The following is a 23,876-nucleotide window of genomic DNA, read 5'->3' on the forward strand; positions in this document are numbered from 1 at the left end:
AGCAGAAATCAGGAGGCGCGGGAGCGGCGGATCAGCAGCAGGAGCAGGGGCGCGCCGACGGCGGCGGTGACGATGCCGATGGGTAGTTCGCGCGGGGCGAAAACGGTGCGCGCACCAACATCGGCGATCACCAGGAACAGCGCTCCGAGCAAGGCACTCACCACCAGCAGGTGCCGGTGGGTTCCGCCGACGCACAGCCGCGCCACATGCGGAACGATGAGCCCGACGAAGCCGATCGCCCCCGCGACGGCCACCACCGCGCCGACGGCGAGCGCGACGATCAGCAAGGCCCACAACCGGATTCGATTCGGGGCGAAGCCGAGCGTGCGCGCGGTGTCGTCACCCGCGGCGAGCGCGTCCAGGCGTGGCGCCATCAGCAGCACCGCTAGCAGGGCGCCCGCGACCACGGCGACGGTGGTCGCCACCGAGGACCAGGCCGCCGGGGCGAGCGAGCCGAGCAACCAGAACAGCACGGTCCGCGCGCCTTCGGGGCGGTCGGAGGCGAAGATCAGAAAGCTCGTGGCGGCCGAGAAGATGTAGCCGATGGTCACCCCGCCGAGTAACAGGCGCAGCGAGGTGAGCTGCCCGTTGATCCGGGAGATGGCGAACAGCAGCACCGTGGCGATCAGCGCCCCGATGAACGCACTCGCCGCGAGTGCGGCGGAGGTGGCCGCCGCGCTCACGCCGAACAGCAGGTAGACGGCGGCGCCGGTCGAGGCGCCCGAGGTGACGCCGAGAATGTGCGGATCGGCGAGCACATTGCGCACGATGGTCTGCAGAACCGCGCCGGTGATCGCCAATGCGGCGCCGACGAGCGCGCCGAGCAGTACGCGCGGCACCCGGACCAGCCAGACGATCGAGTCCTGCGCCGTGGTCCAATCGGGAGTTACCGGCCGGCCGAACGTGTGGTGGCCGATGATCCGGGCGACGGTGCCCGGCGGAACGGCCACCGGCCCGAGCCCGGCCGCCACCAACACGGTGCCGGCGAGTGCGATGAGCAATCCGCCGATCAGCAGCACAGTGCGCGTGCGGTGCCGTGCGTGATCGAGGTCGTCGACGATCTGCTCGACCTCCAGTGTCGCGGTCATCGCGTCGCCGCCTCTCGGGTCTGGGTCATCGACGGCGACCCGTCGGGGCCGTTATCGGTGAGTTCTGCTGAGCCGCCGGGAGTGTGGTCAACCGGCTCGGAGTGGATCTCGGCGGCCTCCGCGACAACCGCGCTGTGTTCTTCGGCATCGTCCGACGGCCCGAAGAGGAGTTGGGTGGCGCCGAAGGCGGTGGTGCGGCGGACGGGGATGCGGTACACCGGCTCGAGGGTTTCGGGGGTGAGGACCTCGTCGACCCGGCCCGCGGCGGCGACGCGGCCGTTGTCGAGCAGGACCAGGTGGTCGCAGTAGCGGGCGGCCAGGTTCAGGTCGTGCAGGACGACGATGGTCGTCGTCTTGCCGAGGCCGCGGACCAGAGCGAGCAGTTCGTGCTGGTAGCGGATGTCGAGGTGGTTGGTCGGTTCGTCGAGGAGCAGATGGTCGGCCTGCTGGGCCAGGGCGCGGGCGATGAGGACGCGCTGCCGCTCGCCGCCGGACAGGGTCGCGAAGGGGCGGTCGGCCAGGTCACGGGCGCCGACGCGGGCCAGGGCGGCGGCCGCGGTGATGCGGTCGGCGCGTGAATACCCCTGGAAGGCACCGACCCACGGCGCCCGGCCGAGCAGAACCGTCTCGGCGACCGTGATCGGTGTGTCCGGTGGTGATTCCTGAGCGACGACGGCCAGGCGTGTGGCGAGATCGCGTCCGCGCAGTGTGCCGACCGGGGTGGCATCGATCGTGATGTTCCCACCGGCCGGGCGCAGGGCACGGTACAGCAGGCGCAACAGCGTCGACTTGCCCGACCCGTTCGGGCCGATCAACCCGACCGTGCTGCCCGGATCAGCACGGAAACTGATGTCGTCCAGAGTAATTCGTCCGTCGTAGCCGAAGCGGACCTGTTCGATGGTGATCATGCGGGTAGCTCTCTGCTCGGGAGGCGCTCGTGCGGAAGCCGGTGTCCCCGGACCGGTCGGCGGGTGTGATGCACGCTCACCGCGCAGCCGAATGAAGCGCACAGCTGCTCCGCGGCAGCGAGTTTGGTGCGATAGTCGCGGTCGTTCTCGCTCAGCAGGATTCCGGTCGTCGTGCCGCTGTGCGCGACGACGACACCCACCGCGCCGAGCGCGCGTGCTTCCCGGATGGTCGAGTCCAGATGCGGGCGGTGGCGGAACGCGGCACTCAGTACAGCACTGCGGGTGGCCACCGCGCCGATCGCCGTCACGTCCCCGCGCACGATCGCGACACCGAGTTCGTCGAGCAATCCGGCGTATTCGCGCTGGTGCCCGGGACCGAAAGACGGTTCGGTGCGGTTGAATTCGACAGTGTCGACCACGCCGCCCTCGTCGCCGGTGACGATGGTCAGCGGCGGCAGCGCGCCCAGCCGGGTGTGCAGACGCACCTCCCGATGGAAGTAGGCGACCGTGCCGGGATACATCACCCCGTCGGAGGGCTCGATGGCACGCAGGTCGGCTTCGAGTTCGGTGAGGCCGACCGTGCGGCCTTCGGCGTCGGCGACCGCGCGAGCCGTCGCCACCAGGTCGGCGGTGGAGCTGGCAAGGCCTTTGCCCTCGGGCAATTCGCTGCGCACGGTGAGTCGTCCGCCGCGCAGCACCCGTGAGCGCGCCACCATCACGCTCGCCAGGCGCCGAGCCTTCGACTTGTGCCCTGGGACGACGGTGATGTCGTCACCGCCTGGTTCGAAGACGGCGACGGAGCCGCGCTGGATGGGCAGCGTGACGAGGAAATGGCGGTCCCCGTCGAGGACGCCCTGCATCAGTTCCCCGCAACTGCCGTTGGCGCGGCCGACGCCGATACCCGGAGTGTCGGTCGTCAGCGGTGTCCGGTGCTCGACGAAAGGCGTGCGCCACTCGCGCACCGGGTGGCGGGGATCAGTCATGTGCGGTCTCCCGAGTGAGCGATGTCGGCATCGGGCAGAACGGCCCGCCGATGCAAGCCGAGGATCGCGACCGCGGACAGCACACCCGTCCCGGCGCACAGCAGTGCGGGCGGCCAGGTGAGCGACCCACCCGCCCAGTCGAGCACCGCGCCGCTCAGGGATGTAGCGACCACCGTGAACAGTCCCGATGCCAGGTAGAACGCCCCGAAATAGGTTCCGGTGAGCCGGTTTCCGGCGAAGCGTCCGATCGACTCGTTCACGAACGGCTGCACTGCCGTCACTCCGATGGCCAGGACCACCGCGCCCGCCACCACGGGAGTGACCCGCAGTACGGTCCCCGTGAGTCCGCTGCCCACGCCTGTGACGACACCCGCGGCAGCCGGTGCGATCAGGAACGACACGCCCATGATCGCCATCCCCGCCGCCATCGCTGGCCCGCGCCGAGACCGACGGATGAGCACCTTGGTGACCCGAACCTGCAGGGCCACAACGGCTATGGTCTCCACCACGAACAGCGCGGCCACCGCCCCGGCGCGGTACCGGGGCTCGGCGCTGTCTTGTGCCTGCAGCGTGAGCAGAAAATAGATCTGGCTCTGCAACGCGAACATCGGCATCAGGGCGAGGGTGAACGCCCAGAAACGGCGATCGGTGAACACGGTCGTGAAGTCGGCGCCGATCCCGCTCTCGTGCGCGGGCACCGGTCGCGCGGGCAGCAGGACCCACTGAACCACCGCCAGCACTACGAAAATCACGGCGGCCACCAGCGCGGATATCCGGAAGCCCGCCGCGATCAGCACGGTCCCCAGCACGGGCCCGATCGCCGAACCAGCGTTGCCGAACACATTGAACAGCGCGAATGCCTCCGCCGACCGCGAACCACTGTCGGTGGCGATATACGCGCGCACGGCCGGATTGAACAGCGCGCCGGCGAAACCCGTGAGGATCGCCGCCGCGAGCACCACCGGCAGTGAACCACCGAGTGCGAACAACGCGAACCCGAGTGCCCGCACGGCCAGCCCCACCATGATCACGCCCCGCGCCCCCAGCCGATCCGCCGCCGACCCCCCGACGAGGAACAGACCCTGCTGACTCAGATTGCGCACCCCGAGCACGACACCGACCACCGCCGCCGACAGCGCGAGGTCGTGCAGCAGATAGTCGGCGAGAAACGGGATCAGCAGATAGAAACCGATATGCCCGACAAGATGATTGACCAGCAGCAGCCGCACGCCCTTGGGCAGCGCGAGAAACGTCGTCCTCACCCGAGCACCTCGGCAGCGTCGTCGTGCACTTCGGTGGCGGGATCGGTCGGCGCGGGGGCGGGGTCGCGGACCACTGTGCAACGGCCCCAGCCGCTGACCTCGGCGCTATCGGGGGTCGGGATGGTTGTGGGTTCTGTTGCGGGAGGGGCGAACAGGTTGTTCGCGCTGCACCAGGTGTCGTTGTAGATGGTTCGGAGGTAGCGGTGAGGACCGTCGGGGAAGACGGTGAGTACGCGGGAATGCGGCTCGCGGTCGGCGACCCAGCCGGCGACCAAGGCGGCGGCGCCGGTGCTCCAGCCGCCCGCGATTCCGGTGTGGGCCGCGAGTGCGCGGCAGGACGCGACGGCTTCGGCGGCGCCGACCCAGTGCACCTCGTCGAAGTCGGCATAGGCCACGTTGCGGGGGAGGATGCTGCTGCCGAGGCCGCGCATCAGCCTGCGGCGGTCCGGTTGCCCGAAGATGCGGGAGCCGACGGCGTCGACGCCGACCACCCGCAGCCGAGGCCAGCGGGTGCGCAGGACGCGGGTGAGCCCCGCACAGTGGCCGCCGGAACCGATCGAGGCGACGAGTACATCGACGTCGTCGACCTGGGCGAGGATCTCCGCGCCCATGGCCTGGTAGCCACCGGCATTGTCGGGGTTGTCGTACTGGTCGGGCCAGTACGCGCCGGGCGTCGCGGCCAGCAATTCGGCCAGCCGGTCGAGCCTGGCCTGCTGCCAGCCGCCGGTCGGGTGCGGGGTGGTGACCACCTCGAGGGTGATGCCGAACGCCGAGAAGAGAGCGCGCAGGTCCGGTTCCAGTTCGTCGTCGACCACGAGCACGATCGGGTGACCGAGCGCCTTGCCTGCCAAAGCAAGGCCCAATCCGAGAGTGCCGCTGGTCGATTCGATGATCGTGGCGCCCGGCGCGAGGTCGCCTCGCGCGGCCGCCGCCCGCATCATCGAGACCGCCGCACGGGCTTTCATCCCGGCGATGCTCGCCGATTCGAGTTTGGCTGTGTACCAGCTGTTTCCGGTGGCTACCTGGACTACAGGGGTGTTGCCGATCAGCCGCAGCAGGCCGGGTTGCGGTGCGGTCATGAGCGCTCCCGGTAGGTGACCAGGGTGCTCGCGGCACCGTCGAGAGAGAAGAACGGGTAGGGCTCGGCCGAGATCGCGTGGACTCCGGCGCCGAGGAACCAGGGCAGCACCGCGCTGCCGGTCTGGGCGAAGAGGACCAGGGGTAGTCCCCGCTCGCGCGCGATGGCGCGGAATTCGTCGAATGTGCTGTTGCCCAGAGTCATTCCGGTGACGAGCAGTGCGTCGTAGTCCGACGGAGCCGCCGCCACGGACTCGAAAATCGGTTCGCCCCACTCGGTGACACCACCCGCGAGATCGCACGGCACGTAGGCGATGCCACGGTCGCGCAATTCGGCCAGCAGCGAACCGACCACCCCGACCACCAGCACCTTGGTGACCTCGGAAGGGAGCAGATCGACGACGGTGTTCGCGCGGCGCCGCGATTTCGTCAACGAGGTCGGCCCCGCCACCACCACGGGGCTACCGTGCAGACCCGCTGCCTCCGGATGCGGGTGCACATGCATCAGATAGGCATCGAGCGCCGCGACACGTACCGCCCCGACCTGGTGTTCGAGCAGGTCGCCGACGGTCGCCGCGACACAGTCGTCGATCAGCTCGCCGGTAGTCGAGCCGGGTTCGAGCCCGCACGAGCCGACCGCCGCACCGACCCGGATGCTGAGCACCTCGTTGCGGTAGGCGCGGGCGCGTCCCGCGTGCCTGGTGCCATAGGTCGTGAGAAAGGCGGTCGATGCGTTCAGAGTGTCGGGGTCGGGGCCGAGTCGCCCGGTCCGTGCCCACGTGGTGAGCTCGGCCACCGAGGCGGGGTGCGTCCGGATCACGCGACACCGCCGTCGAGCTCGACACGCAGCTCGGCGATCAGCGAATTCGCGAGCTTGCCTGCCTCGCCGCAGTTTTCGGACGTTACGAGGACGTGCCCGAGGTAGGTGTTGTTGTCGGTGGCCGGGTGGACCTCGGCGCCGGGCTCGGGGAGTTTGTGTTCCACGATGCGCGGATCGTCGGCCCAGCCGGCCGCACCGGCGACACGGGTCACCACGCCTGCCCGGTCGGGGACGGCGAAGGCGACGGCGGCGCTCCCGGCATCCGTCTGCCGTGGGGTGAGCTCGGGTGTCCCACCCGAGACGGCTTCTACATGAACCCTGGTGAGGTCGATGCCGGTGACCCGGCGGACCAGTTCGGTGATCCGGTTGCCCGCGGGTCGTGGGTTCACCTCGATCAGGCACGGCCCGTCGACTGTGAGCTTGACCTCGGTATGGGCGACGGTCGCGTCGAGACCGAGCGCCTCGACCGCCGCTACGGCGGTCTCGGCGACGGCCCGGCGATCGGTATCCGACAGGTCGGCCGGGAACATATGGCCCGACTCGATGAAGGCGGGGGCGCCGGTGAGCTGCTTGTCGGTCACCCCGACGACAGTCGTCCGCCCGGCGACGGTCACCGTCTCCACACTGAATTCGGGCCCCTGCACGCATCTTTCGACCAGCACCTGCGGTGACCTGCGCTGCCCACGCGCGTTAACCGGGAACCCGGCGATGCGCTCCACCGCGGCGCGCAACTCGGCGTCGTCGTCGACCCGGCACACGAACATCCCGCCACACAGATCGATCGGCTTCACCACCAGCGGATAGCCCAATCGAGCTGCGGCACCGAGAATCTCGTCCATCGTCTCGGCGACGGCGAAGTCGGGCCCGGGAACACCGACCGCGCGACAGATCTCGCGCGTCCGGTACTTGTCGCACGCCGCGACCACCGCATCCCGGCCGGGGCCGGGCAGGCCGAGATCGGTGGCGATCGCGGCCACCGTCGGCAGGTAGTAGTCGCACGAGGTGAGTACGCCGTCGAAACCGAAGAGCTCGTGCAGCTTTCGCACATACGGCAGCAGCGCGGCCTCGTCGTTGGTCTCGGCGGTGAACACATTGTCAGCGGCCAGCAGCGGGTGCGGCGACGGTGTGCCCGGGCGGAGGTAATGCCCGAGATCCCTGGTCAGGAAGCTGAATCGGTGTCCGCCGTCCTTGATTCCCTGCGGCAGCAGGGTGCTCATCGAGCCGACCCAGCTCTCCACCATCAGCAGATGTCCCACTACGACCTCCAAGCCTCATCGAGATGATAATGATAACCATTATCGCTAGGATTGCCACCGCCGGTCACCGCGATCGGCTGAAATCGATGAGGAATCACCCATGTTCTTGAAGAAAATCGCTGTGCCCGTGGCCCTTTCGCTGTCCGCTCTGGCTGTCACCGCAGCCGGAGCCCAGGCGGAACCCGCGGCACCGCGGCCGGTCGAATACACCGCGCACACCGACGGCATTACCTCGGTCATCGAGATCGAGCACGGTTCGCTGGTGGTCGACAACGGCACCCTGCAGGTGCGCGACGCCGCGGGCACCGTCGTCGGCGCCACGCCGCTGACCTTCTCGATCGACGACTTCCAGTTCCCCATCGACGCCCGGGTCGACGGTCGAACGGCGACACTCACCCCCGCGCTGAGCATGGACAAGGCTGTGTACAAGCCGGTCGCCCTGCCGTTCGAGGACAAGGCGCCGTGGAAATCCGAATACGACCGTGAACAGGCCGCCTGGTCCCGGATGACGAGCACCATCTCCATGGGCGCCACCATCGGCACCCTCGTCGGTGGCATCGGCGGCGCGGCCCTGGGTTGCCTCGCCGGTGCCGCCGCGGGCGTCGTGCTCACCGGTGCCCTGCTCACCCTGTTCGGTGCGGGACCGCTGGCCGGTTGCGTCGCGGGTGCGGCCGCCGTCGGTTTCCTCGGTGTGCTCGCGGGTCAGATCTTCGTCACCGCGCCGGTCGCCATCGGCGCGGTGATCCAGTACGTCACCACGATCAACCAGCCGTTCACGGCGCCCGCCAAGTAGGGAACCGCTCGTGCGGCTCGCCCACTGCGGGGCGGGCCGCACTGTCTGGCCGAAGTTCGTTACCCGCGCGTATGGTCGCGATTAGGCTGCGGTCATGAGCTCTGTCGTCCACGGATTCACCGACGACGCCCTCGGCGACCACGACGCCGTCGGCCTCGCCGCCGCACTGCGCGCCGGGGAGGTGAGTCGGGCCGAGGTGATCGAGGCCGCGATCGCCCGGACCCAGGCCGTCGACCCGCGCCTCGACGCCGTGCAGGTGCGCAGCTTCGAACGGGCCGCCGCGGCACCCGAAACCGCCGGGGTGTTCGCCGGGGTGCCCGCGTTCGTCAAGGACAACACCGATGTCGCCGGGCTGCCGAGCTGCCACGGGTCGGCCGCGTTCACACCGCACCCGGTGACGGCGACGAGCGGGCCTGCCGCGCAATTCCTGCACTCGGGTGTGGTCGTGCTCGGCAAGTCGACGCTGCCGGAGTTCGGGCTCACCGCGAGCACCGAGTTCGTCCACCGCCCGCCGACGCGCAACCCGTGGAATCCCGAGTTCTCGGCGGGCGCGTCCTCGGGTGGGTCGGCGGCGCTGGTCGCGGCCGGGGCGGTGCCGATCGCCCATGCCAACGACGGCGGTGGTTCGATTCGCATTCCCGCCGCCGCGACGGGTCTGGTGGGGCTGAAGCCCACCCGGTACCGGCTGCTCGACCAGCCGGGCGCACGCAAACTGCCGGTGCACCTGGTGGCCGAGGGTGTGCTCACCCGGTCGGTGCGCGATACGGCGCATTACCTGGCCGCGGTCGAGAGTTTCGGTGCCCACCCGAAACTGGCGCCGGTGGGGCTGGTGGAAGGGCCGAGTGCGCGACGACTGCGTATCGGCGTGGTCACCGCGGACGTGTTCGGCAGGCCGGTGCACCCCGACAATCGGGCCGTCCTCGATTCGGCCGTCCATGTCTTCGCGGGTCTCGGGCACGAGATCGTCGCGAAGCGGTTGGAGGTCGACCCGCGCTTCGTCGACGACTTCAAGCAGTACTGGGCGGTGATGGCCGCGGCGATGACGCTGTCGTTCCGGCTCGGTCACCGCGGACGATTCGACGCGCGCAAACTCGACCCGTTCACCACCGGCCTGATCGGAATGGCCAAACGTAACCCACTGGGTTCCGCGGCGGCCGCGTGGCGGCTACGCGCCGGAACCGCGGCTTACGACCGGCACTTCGCCGATATCGATGTGATGCTCAGCCCGGTGCTGTCGCATCCGGCGCCGCGCATCGGTGAGCTGGCGCCGGATCAGCCGTTCGACGACCTGTTCGCCAAGCTCGTCGACTATGTCGGCTTCACGCCGCTCAACAATGTCGGTGGGGGACCGGGCATCTCGCTTCCGCACGGACTGCTGCCGACGGGTCTGCCCGGCTCGGTGCAGATGGCCGCCCCGCGCGGCGCGGAGCGAACCCTGCTCGACCTGGCCTACCAGCTGGAAGCGGCCAGCCCGTTCCCCCGGATCACCGATCGTCGCGCCGACGCGGGCGCGGCCTGAGGGCTCAGTTGTGGCGGGTCGCCACGTTGATCGGGCGGAGGCTGCCGGTGGTGCCCGCCTCGAACGCCCAGTGCTCGCCCCGCCAGGTGGGGTGTTCGGTGCGCCAGCGGTCGACCAGCCGCGGGTCTTCGAGGGAGGCGACGACACCGGCGGAACCGGTGTACTGCAGCCGTTCGTACTTGTGGCGGGTGATGGTGTCGACCGAGGTGGCGGTCGCTAGAGCAGACATTCGAACTCCGGGATAGCGGGAACGGTGCGTGACGAGGCACGGCCCGGACCGGCGGCCCGGGGTGCTGCGGTGGCGCGTCACCGCTCGCAGCCGAGTATGCCGCTCGTCGCGATGTCGCGCGCGGGTTTCGAAAATCCTGTTGTTCGGATTAACGGATACCTGACAAGCAGATCGTTCGTCCACCGCGAAGGGTTACGCCCTCACCGGCTCGGGCGGACCCGGCCAGGGGCGACGACCCGCGCCAATGCGTCCCTGACCTGGTCGAGATCGCCCGCGCCAAGGGTTTCGGCCCAGTTTTCGGTGAGTTCGCCCAAGGCCGCGTCGGCGGCGCGAGTACACGCCCAGCCGCGATCGGTGAGCGTGATGAGCCGGGCGCGTGCGTCGCGTGGGTGCGGATTGCGTTCGACGTAGCCCTTGGTGACCAGCTCGTCGACCAGTTGGCTCGCCGCCTGCTTGGTGACGCCGAGATGCTCGGCGATCTCGCCGACGGTTGCCCCGTCGGGTGCTACTCGCACGAAGGCGAAGCCGTGTGTGGGCCGTACATCGGGGAAGCCGGCCGCGGCGACCCCCGCCTGGACCGCATCGGTCACCTGGGCGGCGGCCGCGAGCAGCAGTAGGGGGAGGTCACCGGCAGAGGGCACGTTCGTCATTCTGGCACTTGACGGGATGGGAAAGCTACTTGACTATATAGACAAGTAAATTGACCAATAGGAGACGCAATGCCGGTAGTCCGTTCCGCCGACGCCCAGGTGCACGAAGTGCACAACGCCCGCTTCACCTCGTTGATCCGCCCCGGCACCGGCAGTGCCGACCTGTGTGTCTGGCAGACCGAGGTCGCGCCGGGCACGGCCGGAGTCGCCCACCGAATTCTCGGAGAGGAGGCATTCGTGCTGCTCACGGGTGAAATCGTTCTCACCATCGACGGCGAGGCGGCCACCCTGCGACCCGGTGATGCCGCCGTGGCGCCCGCCGGTTCGGTCATCGCGCTCACCGACGAAGCCGGGGCGGGCGCGCGGCTGCTGGTCACCGTCCGGACCGGCTTCGCCGCGGAGTTGCCGGACGGGTCGACCTTCGTCCCGCCCTGGGCATCATGACCGGTCACCACCGCTGTTTCGGTGGCAGAACTTGAAAGTTCGGTCACCCGAACAATATAATTCCGGGATGAAGGTTGGGTTCCACCGTTCGTCGCGAATGCTCGCGGCGTGCGTGCTGAGTGTCATGGTGTTCGCGCTCACCGCTTGCGGTGGCGTCGGCGCGTCCGACGACGACCGGAAGGTGGTCCTCACCACCTTCACCGTGCTCGCCGATATGGCGCGCAATGTGGCCGGTGAGCATCTACGGGTCGAGTCGATCACCAAGGTCGGCGCCGAGATCCACGGGTACGAGCCGACGCCGGGGGATATCAAGAAGGCCGCCAAGGCCGATCTCATCCTCGACAACGGCCTCGATCTCGAGGCCTGGTTCGCCCAGTTCGTCGCCGACCTCGAGGTGCCGCATGCCGTGGTGAGCGAGGGTGTGACGCCGATGAACATCAGCGAGGACGCCTACGCGGGCAAGCCGAATCCGCACGCGTGGATGTCGCCGGTGAACGCGCAGATCTACGTGGACAACATGGTTCGCGCGTTCACCGAGCTCGACCCCGACCACGCCGAGGCCTACCGCGCCAACGGCGAGGCGTACAAGACCCAGCTCGGTGCGGTCCGTGACGAGCTGGTGGCCGCCGTCAGCACGCTACCCGCCGACCAGAAGGCCCTGGTCACCTGTGAGGGGGCGTTCTCCTACCTGGCCCGCGACGCGGGACTGACCGAGAAGTACATCTGGCCGGTCAACGCCGAACAGCAGGCCACACCGCAGCAGATCGGGTCGGTGATCGACTTCGTCCGCCGGCGCGGGGTGCCCGCCGTGTTCTGCGAGTCGACGGTATCGGACGCGCCGATGCAGCGCGTGGTCGAGGCGACCGGTTCGCGCTTCGGCGGCACGCTGTATGTCGACTCGCTGTCGGAGGCGGACGGCCCCGTGCCGACCTACCTCGACCTGATCCGCCACGACGCCGACACCATCGCGGCGGCACTGGCAGGAGCACCGAAATGACCGAGCCGGTAGTCGAAATCCAGGACGTGACAGTTCATTACGGTGATGTGCTCGCCCTCGGCAACGTCGAACTCACGTTGAAATCGGGTCGGGTGTGCGGGCTGATCGGGATGAACGGGTCGGGGAAGTCGACACTGTTCAAGACCGTCATGGGGCTTGTCACGCCCGACCGCGGCCGGGTGCTGGTCAACGGTGGCGCGCCCGCCGCCGCGCGCAAGGCGGGCGCCCTCGGGTACGTGCCCCAATCCGAGGACGTGGATTGGACGTTCCCGCTGTCGGTGCGCGATGTGGTGATGACCGGACGCTACGGGAAAATGGGCTTCACCCGGCGTGCGAGCAAGGCCGACAAGGCCGCCGTGGAGGAGGCGCTGGCCCGGGTCGAACTCACCGACTTCGCCGACCGGCAGATCGGGCAGCTCTCCGGCGGGCAGAAGAAGCGGACCTTCGTGGCGCGCGGCATCGCGCAGGAGGCGACCATCCTGCTGCTGGACGAGCCGTTCGCCGGTGTCGACAAGCGCTCCGAGGCCACCATCACCGCGTTGCTGCGTGAGCTTGCCGCCGGTGGCGCGACGATCCTCGTATCCACCCACGACCTGCACGCGCTGCCTCGATTGGCCGACGAGGCAGTGCTTTTGAATCGTCGGGTGCTCGAACACGGCGACCCCGACGTGGTGTTGCGGCCCGAGAACCTGGCCAAGGCGTTCGGATTGGACACAGACCAGTGAACCTCGAAGAATTCTTCCTCGACCCGTTGCGCTACGAATTCATGGTCCGGGCGCTGGCGACCACCGTCACCGCGGCCGTGGTGTGCGCGGTGCTGTCGTGCTGGCTGGTGCTGATCGGCTGGTCGCTGATGGGTGACGCGGTGTCGCACGCGGTGCTGCCCGGGGTGGTGCTCGCCTACATCGTCGGCTGGCCGTTCGCGGTGGGCGCGGTGATCTTCGGTTTCCTCGCGGTCGCGTTGATCGGGGTGGTGCGCGATACCAGCCGGGTGAAGGAGGACGCGGCCATCGGGATCGTCTTCACGACGCTGTTCGCGTTCGGGTTGGTGCTGGTGTCGGTGACACCGAGCCAAACCGACTTGAACCACATCGTTTTCGGCAATCTGCTCGGGGTGAGCCGCGAGGAGATGACCCAGATCATGATCCTCGCGGCGATCGTGCTCGTGGCGTTGGTGCTCAAGCGTCGCGACTTCACTTTGTATGCCTTCGACGCCACCCACGCCCACGCCATCGGCCTCAACCCCCGCGTGCTCGGCACCGCGCTGCTCGCACTGCTCGCACTCACCTCGGTGGTGGCGTTGCAGGCGGTGGGGGTGGTGCTGGTGGTGGCCATGCTCATCATTCCGGGTGCCACGGCCTACCTGCTCACCGACCGTTTCTCGCGGATGCTGCTGATCGCGCCGACCGTGTCGGTGCTGTGCGCGGTCACCGGTCTCTACATCAGCTACCACCTCGACACCGCCGCGGGCGGGATGGTGGTGGTCACGCAGGGCGTCGCCTTCACCCTGGTCTACCTGTTCGCGCCACGCCACGGCATCATCGGCCGCCGCATCACCGCGAGCCGGGCCCGTTCGGCCAAGCTCGCCGTCTGAACCTGTCGGTGCGTTTTGAGATGATCGGGTCATGACAGTCACCGGGGACGACGTCCGCACCATCGCCGGGTCCCTGCCCGGCACGGCGGAGGAATTCGCCTGGGGCATGCCGATTTTCAAGGTCTCGGGCCGCCTGTTCCTCACCCTCCCCGAGAACGAGACCTCGATGGCCGTCCGCTGCCCGATCATCGACCGCGACGAACTGGTCCAAGCCGAACCGGCCAAGTTCTGGATCGCCTCCCACGAGGCGAACAACGCCTGGGTCCGCGTCCGCCTCTCAGCCCTCGACGACCACGACGAACTCACCGCCATCATCACCGACTCCTGGACCCAGGCCGCCCCCCGAGCCCTCCTGGAGTCTCATGAGTCCGCTACCAACTAGGGTGGCGGGTCTTATGGGAATCAGCGCTACTGTGCACACTTTTGCTATTCAGCTCGCCGATGTGGATCGGGGGGTTTATGAGGAGTTGGAGTTGCGGGTGGCTCGGCATCCGTCCGAGACGCTCGAGTACATGGTGACGCGGATTCTGGCGTACTGCCTGCAGTACGAGGAGGGGATCGTGTTCAGTGAGGGTGGGATCTCGGCTACCGACGAGCCCGCGGTGCAGGTGCGGGATCTGACGGGGCGGACGACGGCCTGGATCGAGGTGGGGGCGCCCGACTCGGAGCGGATTCATCGGGGGAGCAAGTTGGCTGGGCGGGCGGCGGTGTACACGCATCGGGATCCGGTGAAGGTGCTCGCGCAGTACGCGGGTAAGAAGATTCACAACGCGGCCGCGATTCCGCTCTACAGTTTCGACCGGGCGTTCATCGACGAGGCGGCGCGGCTGGTGGATCGGCGCAATACCGCGAGCCTGTCGATCACCGAGGGCGTGGTGTACCTCGATCTCAACGGCTCCAGCCTGCGGACCGACATCATCGAACAACCGTTGGCCTGAACGGGTAATTTGGCGGGCACCTGTACGAGTGGAGGTTGCGGTGCCCACAGTGATGAGCCGGTTCGTGATTCCCGGGTTCCTGCGAGTAGCGCGCCGCAACCGGAACTACATCGACGCCGAACGCGCCGAGGCCCATATCCGCGAGTCGGCGCTTCGCCCACTGCCCTACGGCCCGCCACGCACCCTGCGCGGAGTCGACATCGCCGTGGTGCGCGATCATGGCTGGCCCGTCTACACCCTCACCCCGCGCACCGGAGAACCACGCGGCGGTCTGGTGTACGCGCACGGTGGCGGCTGGGTCGGTGAGATCGCGGTGCAGCACTGGCGGCTGGCGGCCATGCTCGCCATCCGCGCACGGCTCACGGTGACGGTGCCGATCTACCCCCTCATCCCGTTCGGCACCGCCGCGGACGTGATTCCCCGCGTAGCCGACCTCGTCCGCACCAGCGCCGACGAACACGGCCCCACCTTCCTCGCCGGTGATTCGGCCGGCGGCCAGATCGCCCTGTCCACCGCACTGCACCTACGCGACCTCGGCACCACGCTGCCGCGCACGGTCCTCATCTCCCCGGCTCTCGACCTCACCCTCGAGAACCCGCAGATCGATGTCGTACAGCAGCGCGACCCGTGGCTCGGTCGCGACGGCGGCCTCGTCTACGGCCGCCGGTGGAGCGGCGAGCTGCCGATGAAGGACCCCATGGTGAGCCCCCTGTTCGGCGATCTCACCGGCCTCGGCCCGATCACCCTGTTCACCGGCACCGACGACATCCTCAATCCCGACGCCCGCCTGCTGCGGGACAAGGCCCGCGCGGCCGGTGTCGACCTGGACTACATCGAGAAACCGGGTCTGGTGCACGTATATCCGCTGACTCCGAGTCCCGAAGGCGCAACGGCCCGCCGCCACATCGTCACCACGCTGTGCGCGGATCTCGATGGCGCACAGGATGTTTCATCTCAACGCTGAGACAGGTGATAGTTGAACAGGATGGTCAGCTGGGTGACCGCCTGATCGAACGGATGCGCCGACTTGAGCGCCCGGCTGTGCACGATGGTGCCCTCGATGGTGGTGAGCAGGAACCCGGCCAGCGACACCGCCGTCGCCCGTTCGATCCCGGCCGCGACGATGCCGTCGGCCAGGCGCGCGGTCCATTCGGCGAAGGCCTGCCCGGCGATCGACTGCACCACCGGATCGCTTTCGTCCAGCGCGGCGGCCATCATGAACGATCCGGCCCGGAACTCGCTCTGTTCGAGCGGCACTCGCCAGAAGGCGAACAGGTTGGTCAGCCACTGTTGCGCCGACGGCGCGGTCTGCAGGGCGTCGGCCACGGCGCTGACGTGCGAGTACACCAGCCGCGACACGATGCGGGCGGCGGTCTGCACCAGTTCGCTCTTGCCGGAGGGAAAGTGCTGATAGAGCGAGTTGCGTGAGGTATTGCTCCGCTTGAGCAGTTCGCTCAAGGCCGCCGCGTGCACGCCGTGCTCCTGCACGGTCGCGATGGTGTGCTCGATCAGTCGGGCGCGTGGTCCGGCCGGCATCCGACTCTCCTCCCCGAAACGCTTGATTGAACCGATCGGTTCATGTTAGACCTAATGACAGATGAACCGATCGGTTCACATGGAGAGGATGTCATGCCAACCCCCATCGCCACCTCGATTCCGATCACCCACACGGGAATTCTCGGCCTCGGCGTGTACCGGCCGCGCCGCGTCGTGCCCAACTCGGAGATCGTCGAGGCCATCGACTCCTCCGACGAATGGATCAAGACTCGATCCGGCATCGCCGCCAGGCACTGGGCCGAAGACGACGAGACCATCGTGTCGATGAGCACCGCCGCCGCCCGCGACGCCCTCACCGCCGCGGGCATCACGGCCGACCAAGTCGACGCCGTGCTGCTGGCGACCTCGTCGCAGATGGTCCTCGGCCCCTCGGCTGGCGCGGTGGTCGCCACCGAACTCGGCATGCACGACACCGCCGCCTACGACATCTCCGCCGGGTGCGCGGGCTTCTGCTACGCGCTGGCCGATGCCGCCAACCTGGTCCGCTCCGGGCAGGCGCGCCACGTGCTGGTGATCGGTGTGGAACGGCTCTCGGACCTGCTCGACCGCACCGATCGCGGCACGGCGTTCATCTTCGCCGACGGCGCGGGCGCGGTGGTCGTCGGCGCCGCCGAGCAGGAGGGGATCGGCCCGGTGGCGTGGGGCTCGGACGGGTCACGCACCTCGGCGATCAAGCAGGACAAGGACTTCCAGGAGTACTTCGCCGAGGTGGCGGCCGCCGAGGCCAGTGGCGGCACGACGGTGCGGCCCTACATCCGGATGAACGGCACCGAGGTATTCCGCTGGGCCGTCACATTTCTGGAGCAGGCATGCCGGGAGGCCTTGAAGCTGGCCGGTGTCACCGCCGCCGACCTGGACGCCTTCGTGCCGCACCAGGCCAATATCCGCATCACCGACGCGCTGGTCCGCACTCTCGACCTGCCCGACACCGTCGCCGTGGCGCGCGACATCGTCGACACCGGTAACACCAGTGCCGCCTCGATTCCGATGGCCATGGAACAGTTGCTGCGCAGCGGCGCCGCCGAACCCGGCCAGACCGCGTTGCTGCTCGGCTTCGGTGCGGGTCTGGCGTACGCGGGCCAGGTGGTGCACCTGCCACCGATCGTCTAGCCGGTGAAGCGCTTCTCGCTCTCGCCCAACATCTCCAGCGCGCACCGCACCGACTGCTCGAGTACCTGCTCGGGTTCGCCGTCGAAATTGCGGTGCACGGCCCAGGAGGTGTCGCGGGTGGCGACAGCGCACCACACCGACCCCGCCGGTTCGCCGTCCTGATCGCCCGGCCCGCCGACGCCGGTGGTCGCGGCGGCGATATCGGCGTCGGTCAGTGCTCGTACGCCTTCGGCCATGGCCAGTGCGGCCGTCTCCGACACCACCGGCACGTCGGGCACGCCGAGAACGGACTGTTTCACCGTCACGGAGTACGCGACGACCCCGCCGCGGAACCACTGCGCGGAGTCGGGCGCCGCCGCGAGGGCGGCGGCGAGGTTACCGCCGGTGAGGGATTCGGCTACGGCGACTGTCAGCCCGTGACGCTTGGCGAAGTCGCCGACATCTGCTGCGGTGGTGATGATGGCCTCCTCTGACGCGCCTGATCGCTGACGGGAACAGCGTAGGCCGCTCCGTCGCGGATGCCGAACTCGAACCGGCACGGGAACAGCGACGGCAGGCCGGTGGCGCGCAGGTCGTAGTTCGCGGCGAGGGTCTGCATGGCCCAGTTCTGCAAAGAATCCGGCAGCCGCAGGGTGGTGCCGTCGACGCAGGAAACATAGGCGTGGGTCTGTTCACCGTCGACCGGAAGCGGATTGCGCAATCCGACCGCGCCGATGTCGAGAACTCGTCCGGAGTTGTGGGGAGAAGCGACGCTCGGCAAATCCAACTCGATGTCGTCCATGTGGGAAACCGTAACGCAGCAACTATCCAGGGAACATCGAAATCACGCCCCCTATACCGAACTTCGCAACATTGGCTGAACGTCGCATTTGTGACGATCGGTCTGCGCCCATCGCAACACCATCGCAAAGAACCGGAAATCTTCTCGTTCCATGAGCTTCATCGCCGGGTCCACGACTGGTTCTCACCCCGCCATGGGGCGCGTGAATGCTTCGGTCCGGCCCTCGACGCGCCCTGCCAGGTGCCGACGTCGAGGCGATACCGCTCGAACCTGATGAGGGGAAGAATGACAATCAAACGCTTCTACGTGGCCACGGCCGCCGCGGTCGCACTCGGTGGTTTCGCCGCCGGTTCCGCCGGCGCCGACGCTTTCGTCCCGCTGCCCGACGGCCAGAAGGCAGGCCCGGGCGTGACGATCACCCGCACCGCCGAGCGCGCCACCGTGTCGCCGTCGCTGGCGGCCAACGGCGCGGGCCGCGTCGCCTGGGTCTCGGGCACCGTCACCGCCGACGTCACCGCGACGCCGGAGGGCAAGGTCGGCCCGAACAACGGTCCGGCGGGCAAGGACGGCTCCAACAACTCCTCCACCCACGGCGCCTCGCAGCTGAACACCGGCTACATCGTCGGTTGCCAGGTGGCCATCGGTGACGACGCCATCTCCGCGGGCGTCTCCGGCGGCATCGACCTGTCCGGCGGCAGCATCGGTGGCTCGGTCGGCCTCGACCTGGGCCCCGGCGAGGTGAAGTTCGTCCAGATCGAGAAGAAGGACATCCTGAAGGCGGGCGTCTACTCGGTCGAGTACCAGGACGTCGAGATCGAGGTGCAGGGCTGCGCCGGTTACGCCCAGGCCCGCGCCTACTCGGTCGTGGAGATCATCGGCGACCACTACTCCAAGACCACCCTCTACGGTGCCCCGTTCAGCATCGGCTGAGCGCATCCGACTTCGATCGCAAGGAATGACACACATGATCGACCGTAAGAATTCGGCCCGCATGGCCGGTCTGGTCGGCGCGGCCGCCGTGACCTTCGGCCTGCTGTCCGCCGGTGCCGCCAACGCCGACACCTTCGTTCCGCTGCCCGGTGGCGAGATCGTCAAGACCCTGTCCGACGGCTCGACCGTCACCGTTCGCCTGGTCGGCGAGTCGGCCCTCATCAGCCCGTCGATGGGCTCGACCCCGGTGCACCGCAACGCGTGGGTGTCGGGCTCCGCGCAGGTCGAGGTCTCCGGTAACGCCAAGGGCGGCAAGATCTACCCCGGTTACGTGGTGGGTTGCCAGGTCAACATCGACGGCGGCGGCGTCGAGGGTGGCGTCGAGGGCGAGAGCAGCTGGGACGGCGAGGACGTGAGCGTCGGCGCCGAGTCCGGTGCCGAACTGAGCCTCGGCCCCGGCCAGGCCAAGTCGTTCTACATTCTCGACATCGAGAAGGCCGACGACTACGGCAACGAGGACCACGGCACCAACAACAAGTTCAAGGGCAAGAGCGGCTCGGTGACCTGGGCCGACTCGACCATCGGCCTGAGCGGCTGCGCCGGGTACGCCCAGGCGCGTGCCTTCGTGAAGGTCAAGGTGGAGACCGAGAACGTGAGCTCGGTCGTCACCCTGTGGGGCCAGCCCTTCAGCATCGGCTGATCCTGACAACCCCAGCGGGGCCCGGCGTCCGAGTGACGCCGGGCCCCGCTGCGTTATGACGAGAAGTCACCGGTGTCGGTGTCGCGCGACGACTTCGGGAATCGGCCGCGTGCCGTGGCAGCGCGACTTGTCCTCCTCCAGCCCGAGGCCGTGACGATCACCCGACCCGGTGACCGTGACGAGAATGGATCACTTTCATTGCGGCGGCTCGGACGTTTTCTTTGCGATCACGTGACGATCCAGCGCGGGCAGCGTCAACTCGAAGCGCGCACCACCGCCCGGCCGCTCCGAGCATCGGATCCGGCCCTGGTGTCCCGCAACGGTTTCGGCGACGAGAGCCAGGCCGATGCCGGTGCCGCCCGTGCGACGCGAGGCGGTGACGAAGCGTTCGAAGATGCGTTCGCGGTCGGCCGCCTCGACACCGGGGCCTTCGTCGTCGACGGTGACGCGCACGTCGTCGCCGTCGCGCTCGACGCGCACCGCGGTCACCCCGCCACCGTGGCGTTCGGCGTTGACGAGCAGGTTCAGCAGGGCGCGTTCGAGTTCCATCCGCCGCCCGCGCACCAGTCCTCGGTCGGTGGCCGTGAGCAGCTCGGCCGCGACGCGACGGCTCGCGAGCAGGTGGGTCAGCAGTTCGGCCAGCGACAGCGGTGCCGGGTCGGAGCGATGGATGCCCGCTTCGGCGCGCGCGAGGGCGAGCATGTCGTCGAGCAGACCGCGCAGGTAGGTGGTCTCCTCCACGAGCAGTCCCAGTGCGGCGCGCGGTCTTTCGGACAGTTCGTCGCGGTGTCCGGCCAGCACGGTCGCCGTGGTGGTCAGGGTGGTGAGCGGGGTGCGCAACTCGTGACTGAGGTCGGAGACGAGCCTGCGTTCGCGTTCGATGCGCCGCTGCAGGGAGTCGACCATGGCGTTGAAGGCCTCGACGGTCGGTGACAGATCGACGTCTTCGGGCTGCGACAAACGCAGGTCGAGATCGCCCGCGGCGATGCGCGACGCGGTGCCCGCCACCTGGCGCAGCGGGCGCAGCGCGAGGTGCGCGGCCCAGGCGCCGAGCGCGGCGGCCACCGCGACGGCGAGCACCGCACAGGCGAAGAGGATGGTGCGCAGCATCTTCAGGGTGTCCTCCAGTTCGCGCAGCGGCGCGAATTCCTGGAGGACGGCACCGTTTTCGACGTAGGTCGCGGTGCGCAGATAGGGCTCGCCCGCGATCCGGACGCGGGTGGCCGGCGACGGCACCTCGGCGGCCCGTTCGAGCGTGGCGACGGTGGCCTGGTCGGCGCCGAGCACACCGGTGCCCGTGGTGGTGTCGAGAAGTGCGATGGTTCCGGCGGGTAGCCGCAACGATTCGAGGGCCTCTTGCCCGGCGGCCAGTGATTCCATCCGCAACCGCAGGATCTCGGCGTGCACTCCTACCGCGCGTTCGACCGTCCGAACCCGTTGGGACTCCATGTAGTTGGTGCTGATCGCATAAACCGAACCCGACAGCAGCACCGCGACGAGGCTGGCGCTGAGGACGAACGCCGCTGTTACGCGACCACGCAGGCCACGTAACCGGGTGGGCAACTCAGGACCCGGCATCGAGGCGATAGCCGAGCCCGCGCACGGTGACGATCAGGCGCGGTTCGGCGGGATCGCGTTCGATCTTGGTGCGCAGGCGGCGGATGTGCACGTCGACGATGCGGTCGTCGCCGAAGAACCCGCGGTCCCAGATCTTGTCGAGCAGCACCTGCCTGCTCAGCACGAGCCCGTCGTTCTGTGCCAGTTCGCACAGCAACCGGAATTCGGTGAGCGTCAGGTGCACGTCTTCACCGGCCAGCCGCACCGAACCGCGCTCCGGGCAGAGGACGAGCTGCCGGTCGGCGTCGAGGACGAGTTCGACCACCTCGCGTTCGGTGTTGTTGCGGGTGCGCCTGCCCACGGCCCTGATGCGCGCGGTCAGTTCCTTGACCTCGAAGGGTTTGGTGACGAAGTCGTCGGCGCCCGCTTCCAGGGCGGCGACCACATCGTGGGTGTCGTCACGGGCGCTGACCACGATGATCGGCACGTCGTGTTCGCGGCGCACTTCCCGGATGCAGGTGAACCCGTCCATACCGCCGAGCATGAGGTCGACGATCAGGACGTCCGGCACACCGATCCGGTGTACGTGTTCCAGTGCGTGCTCGGCGCTCTCGGCCTCGGCGACGACGTACCCCTCGTCCTCCATCGCCAGTCGTAACGACTCCCGCACGCGGGTGTCGTCCTCCACGATCATCAACTGGGCGTTCATGCCGTGCCCAAGTACGTGGTCAGCAGGGGGAGCGCGACAGTGGGGTGATCGGCGAAAATCGGATCGGCGATCACGGAGAACTCCCAGCCCGTGCCGATGCGGTGCAGCTTGCCGAGTACGAAGCCGGTGTGCGAGGTGGCGCTGGACAGGTCGATGCGCACCATCTCCGCACCGCTCACGCTGTCGACGACACGGCAGAAGCCGTTGACGACCTGGTCGAACGTCTGCCCGGTGTAGCAGGTGACGAGAAAGACGATGGTGCTCGTCGCGACGTCGACGCGAGTGAGGTCGACGGTGATCACCTCGTTGTCGCCGTCACCGTCGCCGGTCACGCTGTCGCCGAGGTGGCGCAGCGCGCCGTCACGAGACGTGAGTTGTTCATGGAAGGCCGCGTCGACGAAGTCGTGCCCCGCGAACGACAGCGCCGTGATATTGAGGTCGATGTCCTTGCGCTTGCGGCCGAACAAGCCGGTGGGCGGGGCCGGGTCCCAGCCGAGGCCGACGGACACGTGGGTGAAGGTCATGGTGGTGCTCCTGTCGGACGGTCAGGGGGACGTCTGCTGGTAGACGTCCGGGACGCCGTCGCCATCGGCGTCGAGTGATTCGGCCTCGTCGAGGCGGCGGTAGGTGCGGTTGCGGGCGCGCAGCACGATGGTCGCCAGCAGGGCCGCCGCGAGGGTGCCGCACAGGACACCGATGCGGACGTGGTCGGCATGGGTCGGGTCGCCTTCGAAGGCCAGTTCACCGACCAGCAACGACACCGTGAAACCGATGCCGCCGAGCAACGCGACACCGGCCACGTCCACCCACGCCAGGTCGGCGTCGAGTTCGGCGCGGGTGAGCTTGGCGGTGAGGTAGGTGGTGGCGGTGATGCCCACGAGCTTGCCTACGACCAGGCCGACGATGATGCCGATCGTCACCCGGTCGGCGAGGGATTCGGTGAGCCCGGTGAGGCCGCCGATGGTCACACCGGCCGCGAAGAAGGCGAAAATCGGCACCGCCACTCCGGCCGAGAGCGGGCGGATGGTGTGTTCGAAGCGTTCGGCCAGGCCGTGCTCGGTATCGGTCTCGCCGCGACCGGCGAGCACCGGCACCGTGAAACCGAGCAACACGCCCGCCACGGTGGCGTGGACGCCGGAGGAATGCACCAGCCACCACGTCACAAGGGCGAGCGGAACCAAGAGGAACGGCGAACTGATCCGGCGCTGCACAGCGACAGCGAACAGGCCGATCGGGACCAAGGCGAGCGCAAGATAGGGCAGGTGCAGTTCGCCGGTGTAGAAGATCGCGATCACGGTGACGGCCAGCAGGTCGTCGACCACGGCGAGGGTGAGCAGGAAGGTGCGCAGCGCGGCGGGCAGATGGGTGTTGATGACCGCGAGTACGGCGAGCGCGAAGGCGATGTCGGTTGCGGTCGGGATCGCCCAGCCGTCGACCGAGCCGCCCCTGTTGATCGCGAAGTAGATGAGCGCGGGCACGGCCATACCGCCGACGGCTGCGACGACCGGAAGTGCGGCCCGGCGCGGATCGCGCAGATCGCCCGCGACGAACTCGCGTTTGAGTTCGAGGCCGACGACGAAGAAGAAGATGGCGAGCAGCCCGTCGGCGGCCCACTGACTCAGCGTGAGATTCAGGTGCAGCGATTCCGGGCCGATGCGGAAGTCGCGAAGCGCCACATAGGCATCCGCCCAGGGTGTGTTGGCCCAGACGAGCGCGACGATCGCCGCGACGATCAGCAGGACACCGCCAACTGTCTCCCGTCGCAGCACCTCGGTGACTCGACGAGATTCGGGCCAGCTGCCTCGGGTGAGGACAGTGCGTCGTGCCGCGCGGTTCATGCGTGCCCGGGTGCGGTAGGTACGAACATGAAAGTTCCCGTCTTCACTCGAACCCCACTCGACGGAGTTCGAGCTGGGTTGCCGACCAGACTTCCCGGCGCACCAACCTTAACGATGCCGCACCCACCACACCCCG

Annotated in this window: 28 protein-coding genes; 12 read left to right on the plus strand and 16 right to left on the minus strand. The window is 68.5% G+C overall.

Translation table 11 applies throughout. From position 1 onward, the window contains the following. Positions 1-8: 8 nt before the first annotated feature. From NI2_RS28065 to NI2_RS28095, 7 genes are read right to left on the minus strand one after another with little or no spacing between them, the layout of a single operon-like run. A complete protein-coding gene (locus NI2_RS28065) occupies positions 9-1,088 on the minus strand; it encodes a FecCD family ABC transporter permease (protein ID WP_067496938.1) in 1,080 nt (359 codons plus the stop codon). Beyond that, positions 1,085-1,996: an ABC transporter ATP-binding protein gene (locus NI2_RS28070; RefSeq protein ID WP_084476903.1), complete on the minus strand. Its 912-nt coding sequence runs from the start codon at positions 1,994-1,996 to the stop codon at positions 1,085-1,087. Before NI2_RS28070 ends, NI2_RS28065 begins: the two co-directional genes overlap by 4 nt. Further along, positions 1,993-2,979 (minus strand): GHMP family kinase ATP-binding protein, encoded by a 987-nt coding sequence (locus NI2_RS28075; protein ID WP_067496940.1) that lies wholly within the window; start codon positions 2,977-2,979, stop codon positions 1,993-1,995. Before NI2_RS28075 ends, NI2_RS28070 begins: the two co-directional genes overlap by 4 nt. Further along, complete coding sequence (locus NI2_RS28080) at positions 2,976-4,241, minus strand: MFS transporter (protein ID WP_067496942.1); 1,266 nt, start codon at positions 4,239-4,241, stop codon at positions 2,976-2,978. Before NI2_RS28080 ends, NI2_RS28075 begins: the two co-directional genes overlap by 4 nt. After that, positions 4,238-5,320, minus strand: coding sequence for a PLP-dependent cysteine synthase family protein (locus NI2_RS28085; RefSeq protein WP_067496944.1), 1,083 nt, complete (start codon positions 5,318-5,320; stop codon positions 4,238-4,240). Before NI2_RS28085 ends, NI2_RS28080 begins: the two co-directional genes overlap by 4 nt. Next, positions 5,317-6,138, minus strand: coding sequence for a hypothetical protein (locus NI2_RS28090; RefSeq protein WP_067496946.1), 822 nt, complete (start codon positions 6,136-6,138; stop codon positions 5,317-5,319). The genes NI2_RS28085 and NI2_RS28090 overlap by 4 nt, the downstream gene beginning before the upstream one ends. After that, positions 6,135-7,394: an ATP-grasp domain-containing protein gene (locus NI2_RS28095; protein ID WP_133734281.1), complete on the minus strand. Its 1,260-nt coding sequence runs from the start codon at positions 7,392-7,394 to the stop codon at positions 6,135-6,137. The genes NI2_RS28090 and NI2_RS28095 overlap by 4 nt, the downstream gene beginning before the upstream one ends. A 100-nt stretch (positions 7,395-7,494) precedes the next feature. Here NI2_RS28095 and NI2_RS28100 point away from each other — a divergent pair, with 100 nt between their 5' ends. Both NI2_RS28100 and NI2_RS28105 read left to right on the plus strand, forming a co-directional pair. Further along, positions 7,495-8,187: a DUF8020 domain-containing protein gene (locus NI2_RS28100; protein WP_067496948.1), complete on the plus strand. Its 693-nt coding sequence runs from the start codon at positions 7,495-7,497 to the stop codon at positions 8,185-8,187. 94 nt (positions 8,188-8,281) lie between these two features. Continuing rightward, entirely contained in the window at positions 8,282-9,706 is a 1,425-nt protein-coding gene (locus NI2_RS28105; protein WP_067496950.1) for an amidase, read from the plus strand. Between the two features lie 4 nt (positions 9,707-9,710). Here NI2_RS28105 and NI2_RS28110 read toward each other — a convergent pair whose 3' ends face one another. Together NI2_RS28110 and NI2_RS28115 are read right to left on the minus strand one after the other, a co-directional pair. Continuing rightward, the gene (locus NI2_RS28110; RefSeq protein WP_067496952.1) at positions 9,711-9,935 is read right to left on the minus strand and encodes a hypothetical protein; all 225 of its coding nucleotides are present in this window, start codon (positions 9,933-9,935) and stop codon (positions 9,711-9,713) included. Between the two features lie 200 nt (positions 9,936-10,135). Continuing rightward, complete coding sequence (locus NI2_RS28115; protein WP_067496954.1) at positions 10,136-10,585, minus strand: MarR family winged helix-turn-helix transcriptional regulator; 450 nt, start codon at positions 10,583-10,585, stop codon at positions 10,136-10,138. Between the two features lie 69 nt (positions 10,586-10,654). Between NI2_RS28115 and NI2_RS28120 the strand changes: the two genes are divergently transcribed. The 7 genes from NI2_RS28120 (at position 10,655) to NI2_RS28150 (ending at position 15,522) form a co-directional block, all read left to right on the plus strand. After that, the gene (locus tag NI2_RS28120) at positions 10,655-11,029 is read left to right on the plus strand and encodes a cupin domain-containing protein (protein ID WP_067496957.1); all 375 of its coding nucleotides are present in this window, start codon (positions 10,655-10,657) and stop codon (positions 11,027-11,029) included. Positions 11,030-11,153: 124 nt separating this feature from the next. Continuing rightward, positions 11,154-12,026, plus strand: a complete 873-nt coding sequence (locus NI2_RS28125) for a metal ABC transporter substrate-binding protein (protein WP_371852018.1) — start codon at positions 11,154-11,156, stop codon at positions 12,024-12,026. After that, positions 12,023-12,751: a metal ABC transporter ATP-binding protein gene (locus tag NI2_RS28130; protein ID WP_067496960.1), complete on the plus strand. Its 729-nt coding sequence runs from the start codon at positions 12,023-12,025 to the stop codon at positions 12,749-12,751. Before NI2_RS28125 ends, NI2_RS28130 begins: the two co-directional genes overlap by 4 nt. 41 nt (positions 12,752-12,792) lie before the next feature. Further along, positions 12,793-13,620 carry a metal ABC transporter permease gene (locus NI2_RS28135; protein ID WP_371852019.1) on the plus strand — a complete coding sequence of 276 codons (828 nt, stop codon included), beginning with the start codon at positions 12,793-12,795 and terminating at the stop codon, positions 13,618-13,620. A gap of 31 nt (positions 13,621-13,651) precedes the next feature. Next, complete coding sequence (locus NI2_RS28140; RefSeq protein ID WP_067496964.1) at positions 13,652-14,002, plus strand: MmcQ/YjbR family DNA-binding protein; 351 nt, start codon at positions 13,652-13,654, stop codon at positions 14,000-14,002. Between the two features lie 13 nt (positions 14,003-14,015). After that, on the plus strand, positions 14,016-14,558 hold the full coding sequence (locus tag NI2_RS28145) for a YaeQ family protein (protein ID WP_067497047.1): 543 nt from the start codon (positions 14,016-14,018) through the stop codon (positions 14,556-14,558). Positions 14,559-14,598: 40 nt separating this feature from the next. Beyond that, a complete protein-coding gene (locus tag NI2_RS28150) occupies positions 14,599-15,522 on the plus strand; it encodes an alpha/beta hydrolase fold domain-containing protein (protein ID WP_067497049.1) in 924 nt (307 codons plus the stop codon). Here NI2_RS28150 and NI2_RS28155 read toward each other — a convergent pair. Further along, on the minus strand, positions 15,513-16,094 hold the full coding sequence (locus NI2_RS28155) for a TetR/AcrR family transcriptional regulator (RefSeq protein ID WP_067496966.1): 582 nt from the start codon (positions 16,092-16,094) through the stop codon (positions 15,513-15,515). The genes NI2_RS28150 and NI2_RS28155 overlap by 10 nt on opposite strands. A gap of 93 nt (positions 16,095-16,187) precedes the next feature. Here NI2_RS28155 and NI2_RS28160 point away from each other — a divergent pair, with 93 nt between their 5' ends. Then, positions 16,188-17,225, plus strand: a complete 1,038-nt coding sequence (locus tag NI2_RS28160) for a beta-ketoacyl-ACP synthase 3 (RefSeq protein WP_067497053.1) — start codon at positions 16,188-16,190, stop codon at positions 17,223-17,225. On the opposite strand, the gene NI2_RS28165 is transcribed toward NI2_RS28160, so the two are convergent. Both NI2_RS28165 and NI2_RS34545 read right to left on the minus strand, forming a co-directional pair. Beyond that, positions 17,222-17,686, minus strand: a complete 465-nt coding sequence (locus NI2_RS28165; RefSeq protein ID WP_225281181.1) for a CinA family protein — start codon at positions 17,684-17,686, stop codon at positions 17,222-17,224. The genes NI2_RS28160 and NI2_RS28165 overlap by 4 nt on opposite strands. Then, positions 17,635-18,006 carry a hypothetical protein gene (locus NI2_RS34545; RefSeq protein ID WP_166655841.1) on the minus strand — a complete coding sequence of 124 codons (372 nt, stop codon included), beginning with the start codon at positions 18,004-18,006 and terminating at the stop codon, positions 17,635-17,637. Before NI2_RS34545 ends, NI2_RS28165 begins: the two co-directional genes overlap by 52 nt. Positions 18,007-18,291: 285 nt before the next feature. On the opposite strand from NI2_RS34545, the gene NI2_RS28170 reads away from it, so the two are divergent. After that, a complete protein-coding gene (locus NI2_RS28170) occupies positions 18,292-18,936 on the plus strand; it encodes an MspA family porin (protein ID WP_084476906.1) in 645 nt (214 codons plus the stop codon). A 34-nt stretch (positions 18,937-18,970) separates the two neighbouring features. Further along, complete coding sequence (locus NI2_RS28175; RefSeq protein WP_067496968.1) at positions 18,971-19,636, plus strand: MspA family porin; 666 nt, start codon at positions 18,971-18,973, stop codon at positions 19,634-19,636. Between the two features lie 195 nt (positions 19,637-19,831). On the opposite strand, the gene NI2_RS28180 is transcribed toward NI2_RS28175, so the two are convergent. From NI2_RS28180 to nhaA, 4 genes are read right to left on the minus strand one after another with little or no spacing between them, the layout of a single operon-like run. Further along, the gene (locus NI2_RS28180) at positions 19,832-21,214 is read right to left on the minus strand and encodes a sensor histidine kinase (RefSeq protein WP_084476908.1); all 1,383 of its coding nucleotides are present in this window, start codon (positions 21,212-21,214) and stop codon (positions 19,832-19,834) included. Then, positions 21,201-21,902, minus strand: coding sequence for a response regulator transcription factor (locus NI2_RS28185; RefSeq protein WP_067496972.1), 702 nt, complete (start codon positions 21,900-21,902; stop codon positions 21,201-21,203). The genes NI2_RS28180 and NI2_RS28185 overlap by 14 nt, the downstream gene beginning before the upstream one ends. Continuing rightward, positions 21,899-22,426 (minus strand): TerD family protein, encoded by a 528-nt coding sequence (locus NI2_RS28190; protein WP_067496974.1) that lies wholly within the window; start codon positions 22,424-22,426, stop codon positions 21,899-21,901. Before NI2_RS28190 ends, NI2_RS28185 begins: the two co-directional genes overlap by 4 nt. Before the next feature lie 21 nt (positions 22,427-22,447). Further along, positions 22,448-23,740: a Na+/H+ antiporter NhaA gene (gene nhaA, locus NI2_RS28195; RefSeq protein WP_067496976.1), complete on the minus strand. Its 1,293-nt coding sequence runs from the start codon at positions 23,738-23,740 to the stop codon at positions 22,448-22,450. Positions 23,741-23,876 lie beyond the last annotated feature (136 nt).

The organism is Nocardia ignorata NBRC 108230, assembly GCF_001612905.1.
Lineage (GTDB): Bacteria > Actinomycetota > Actinomycetes > Mycobacteriales > Mycobacteriaceae > Nocardia > Nocardia ignorata.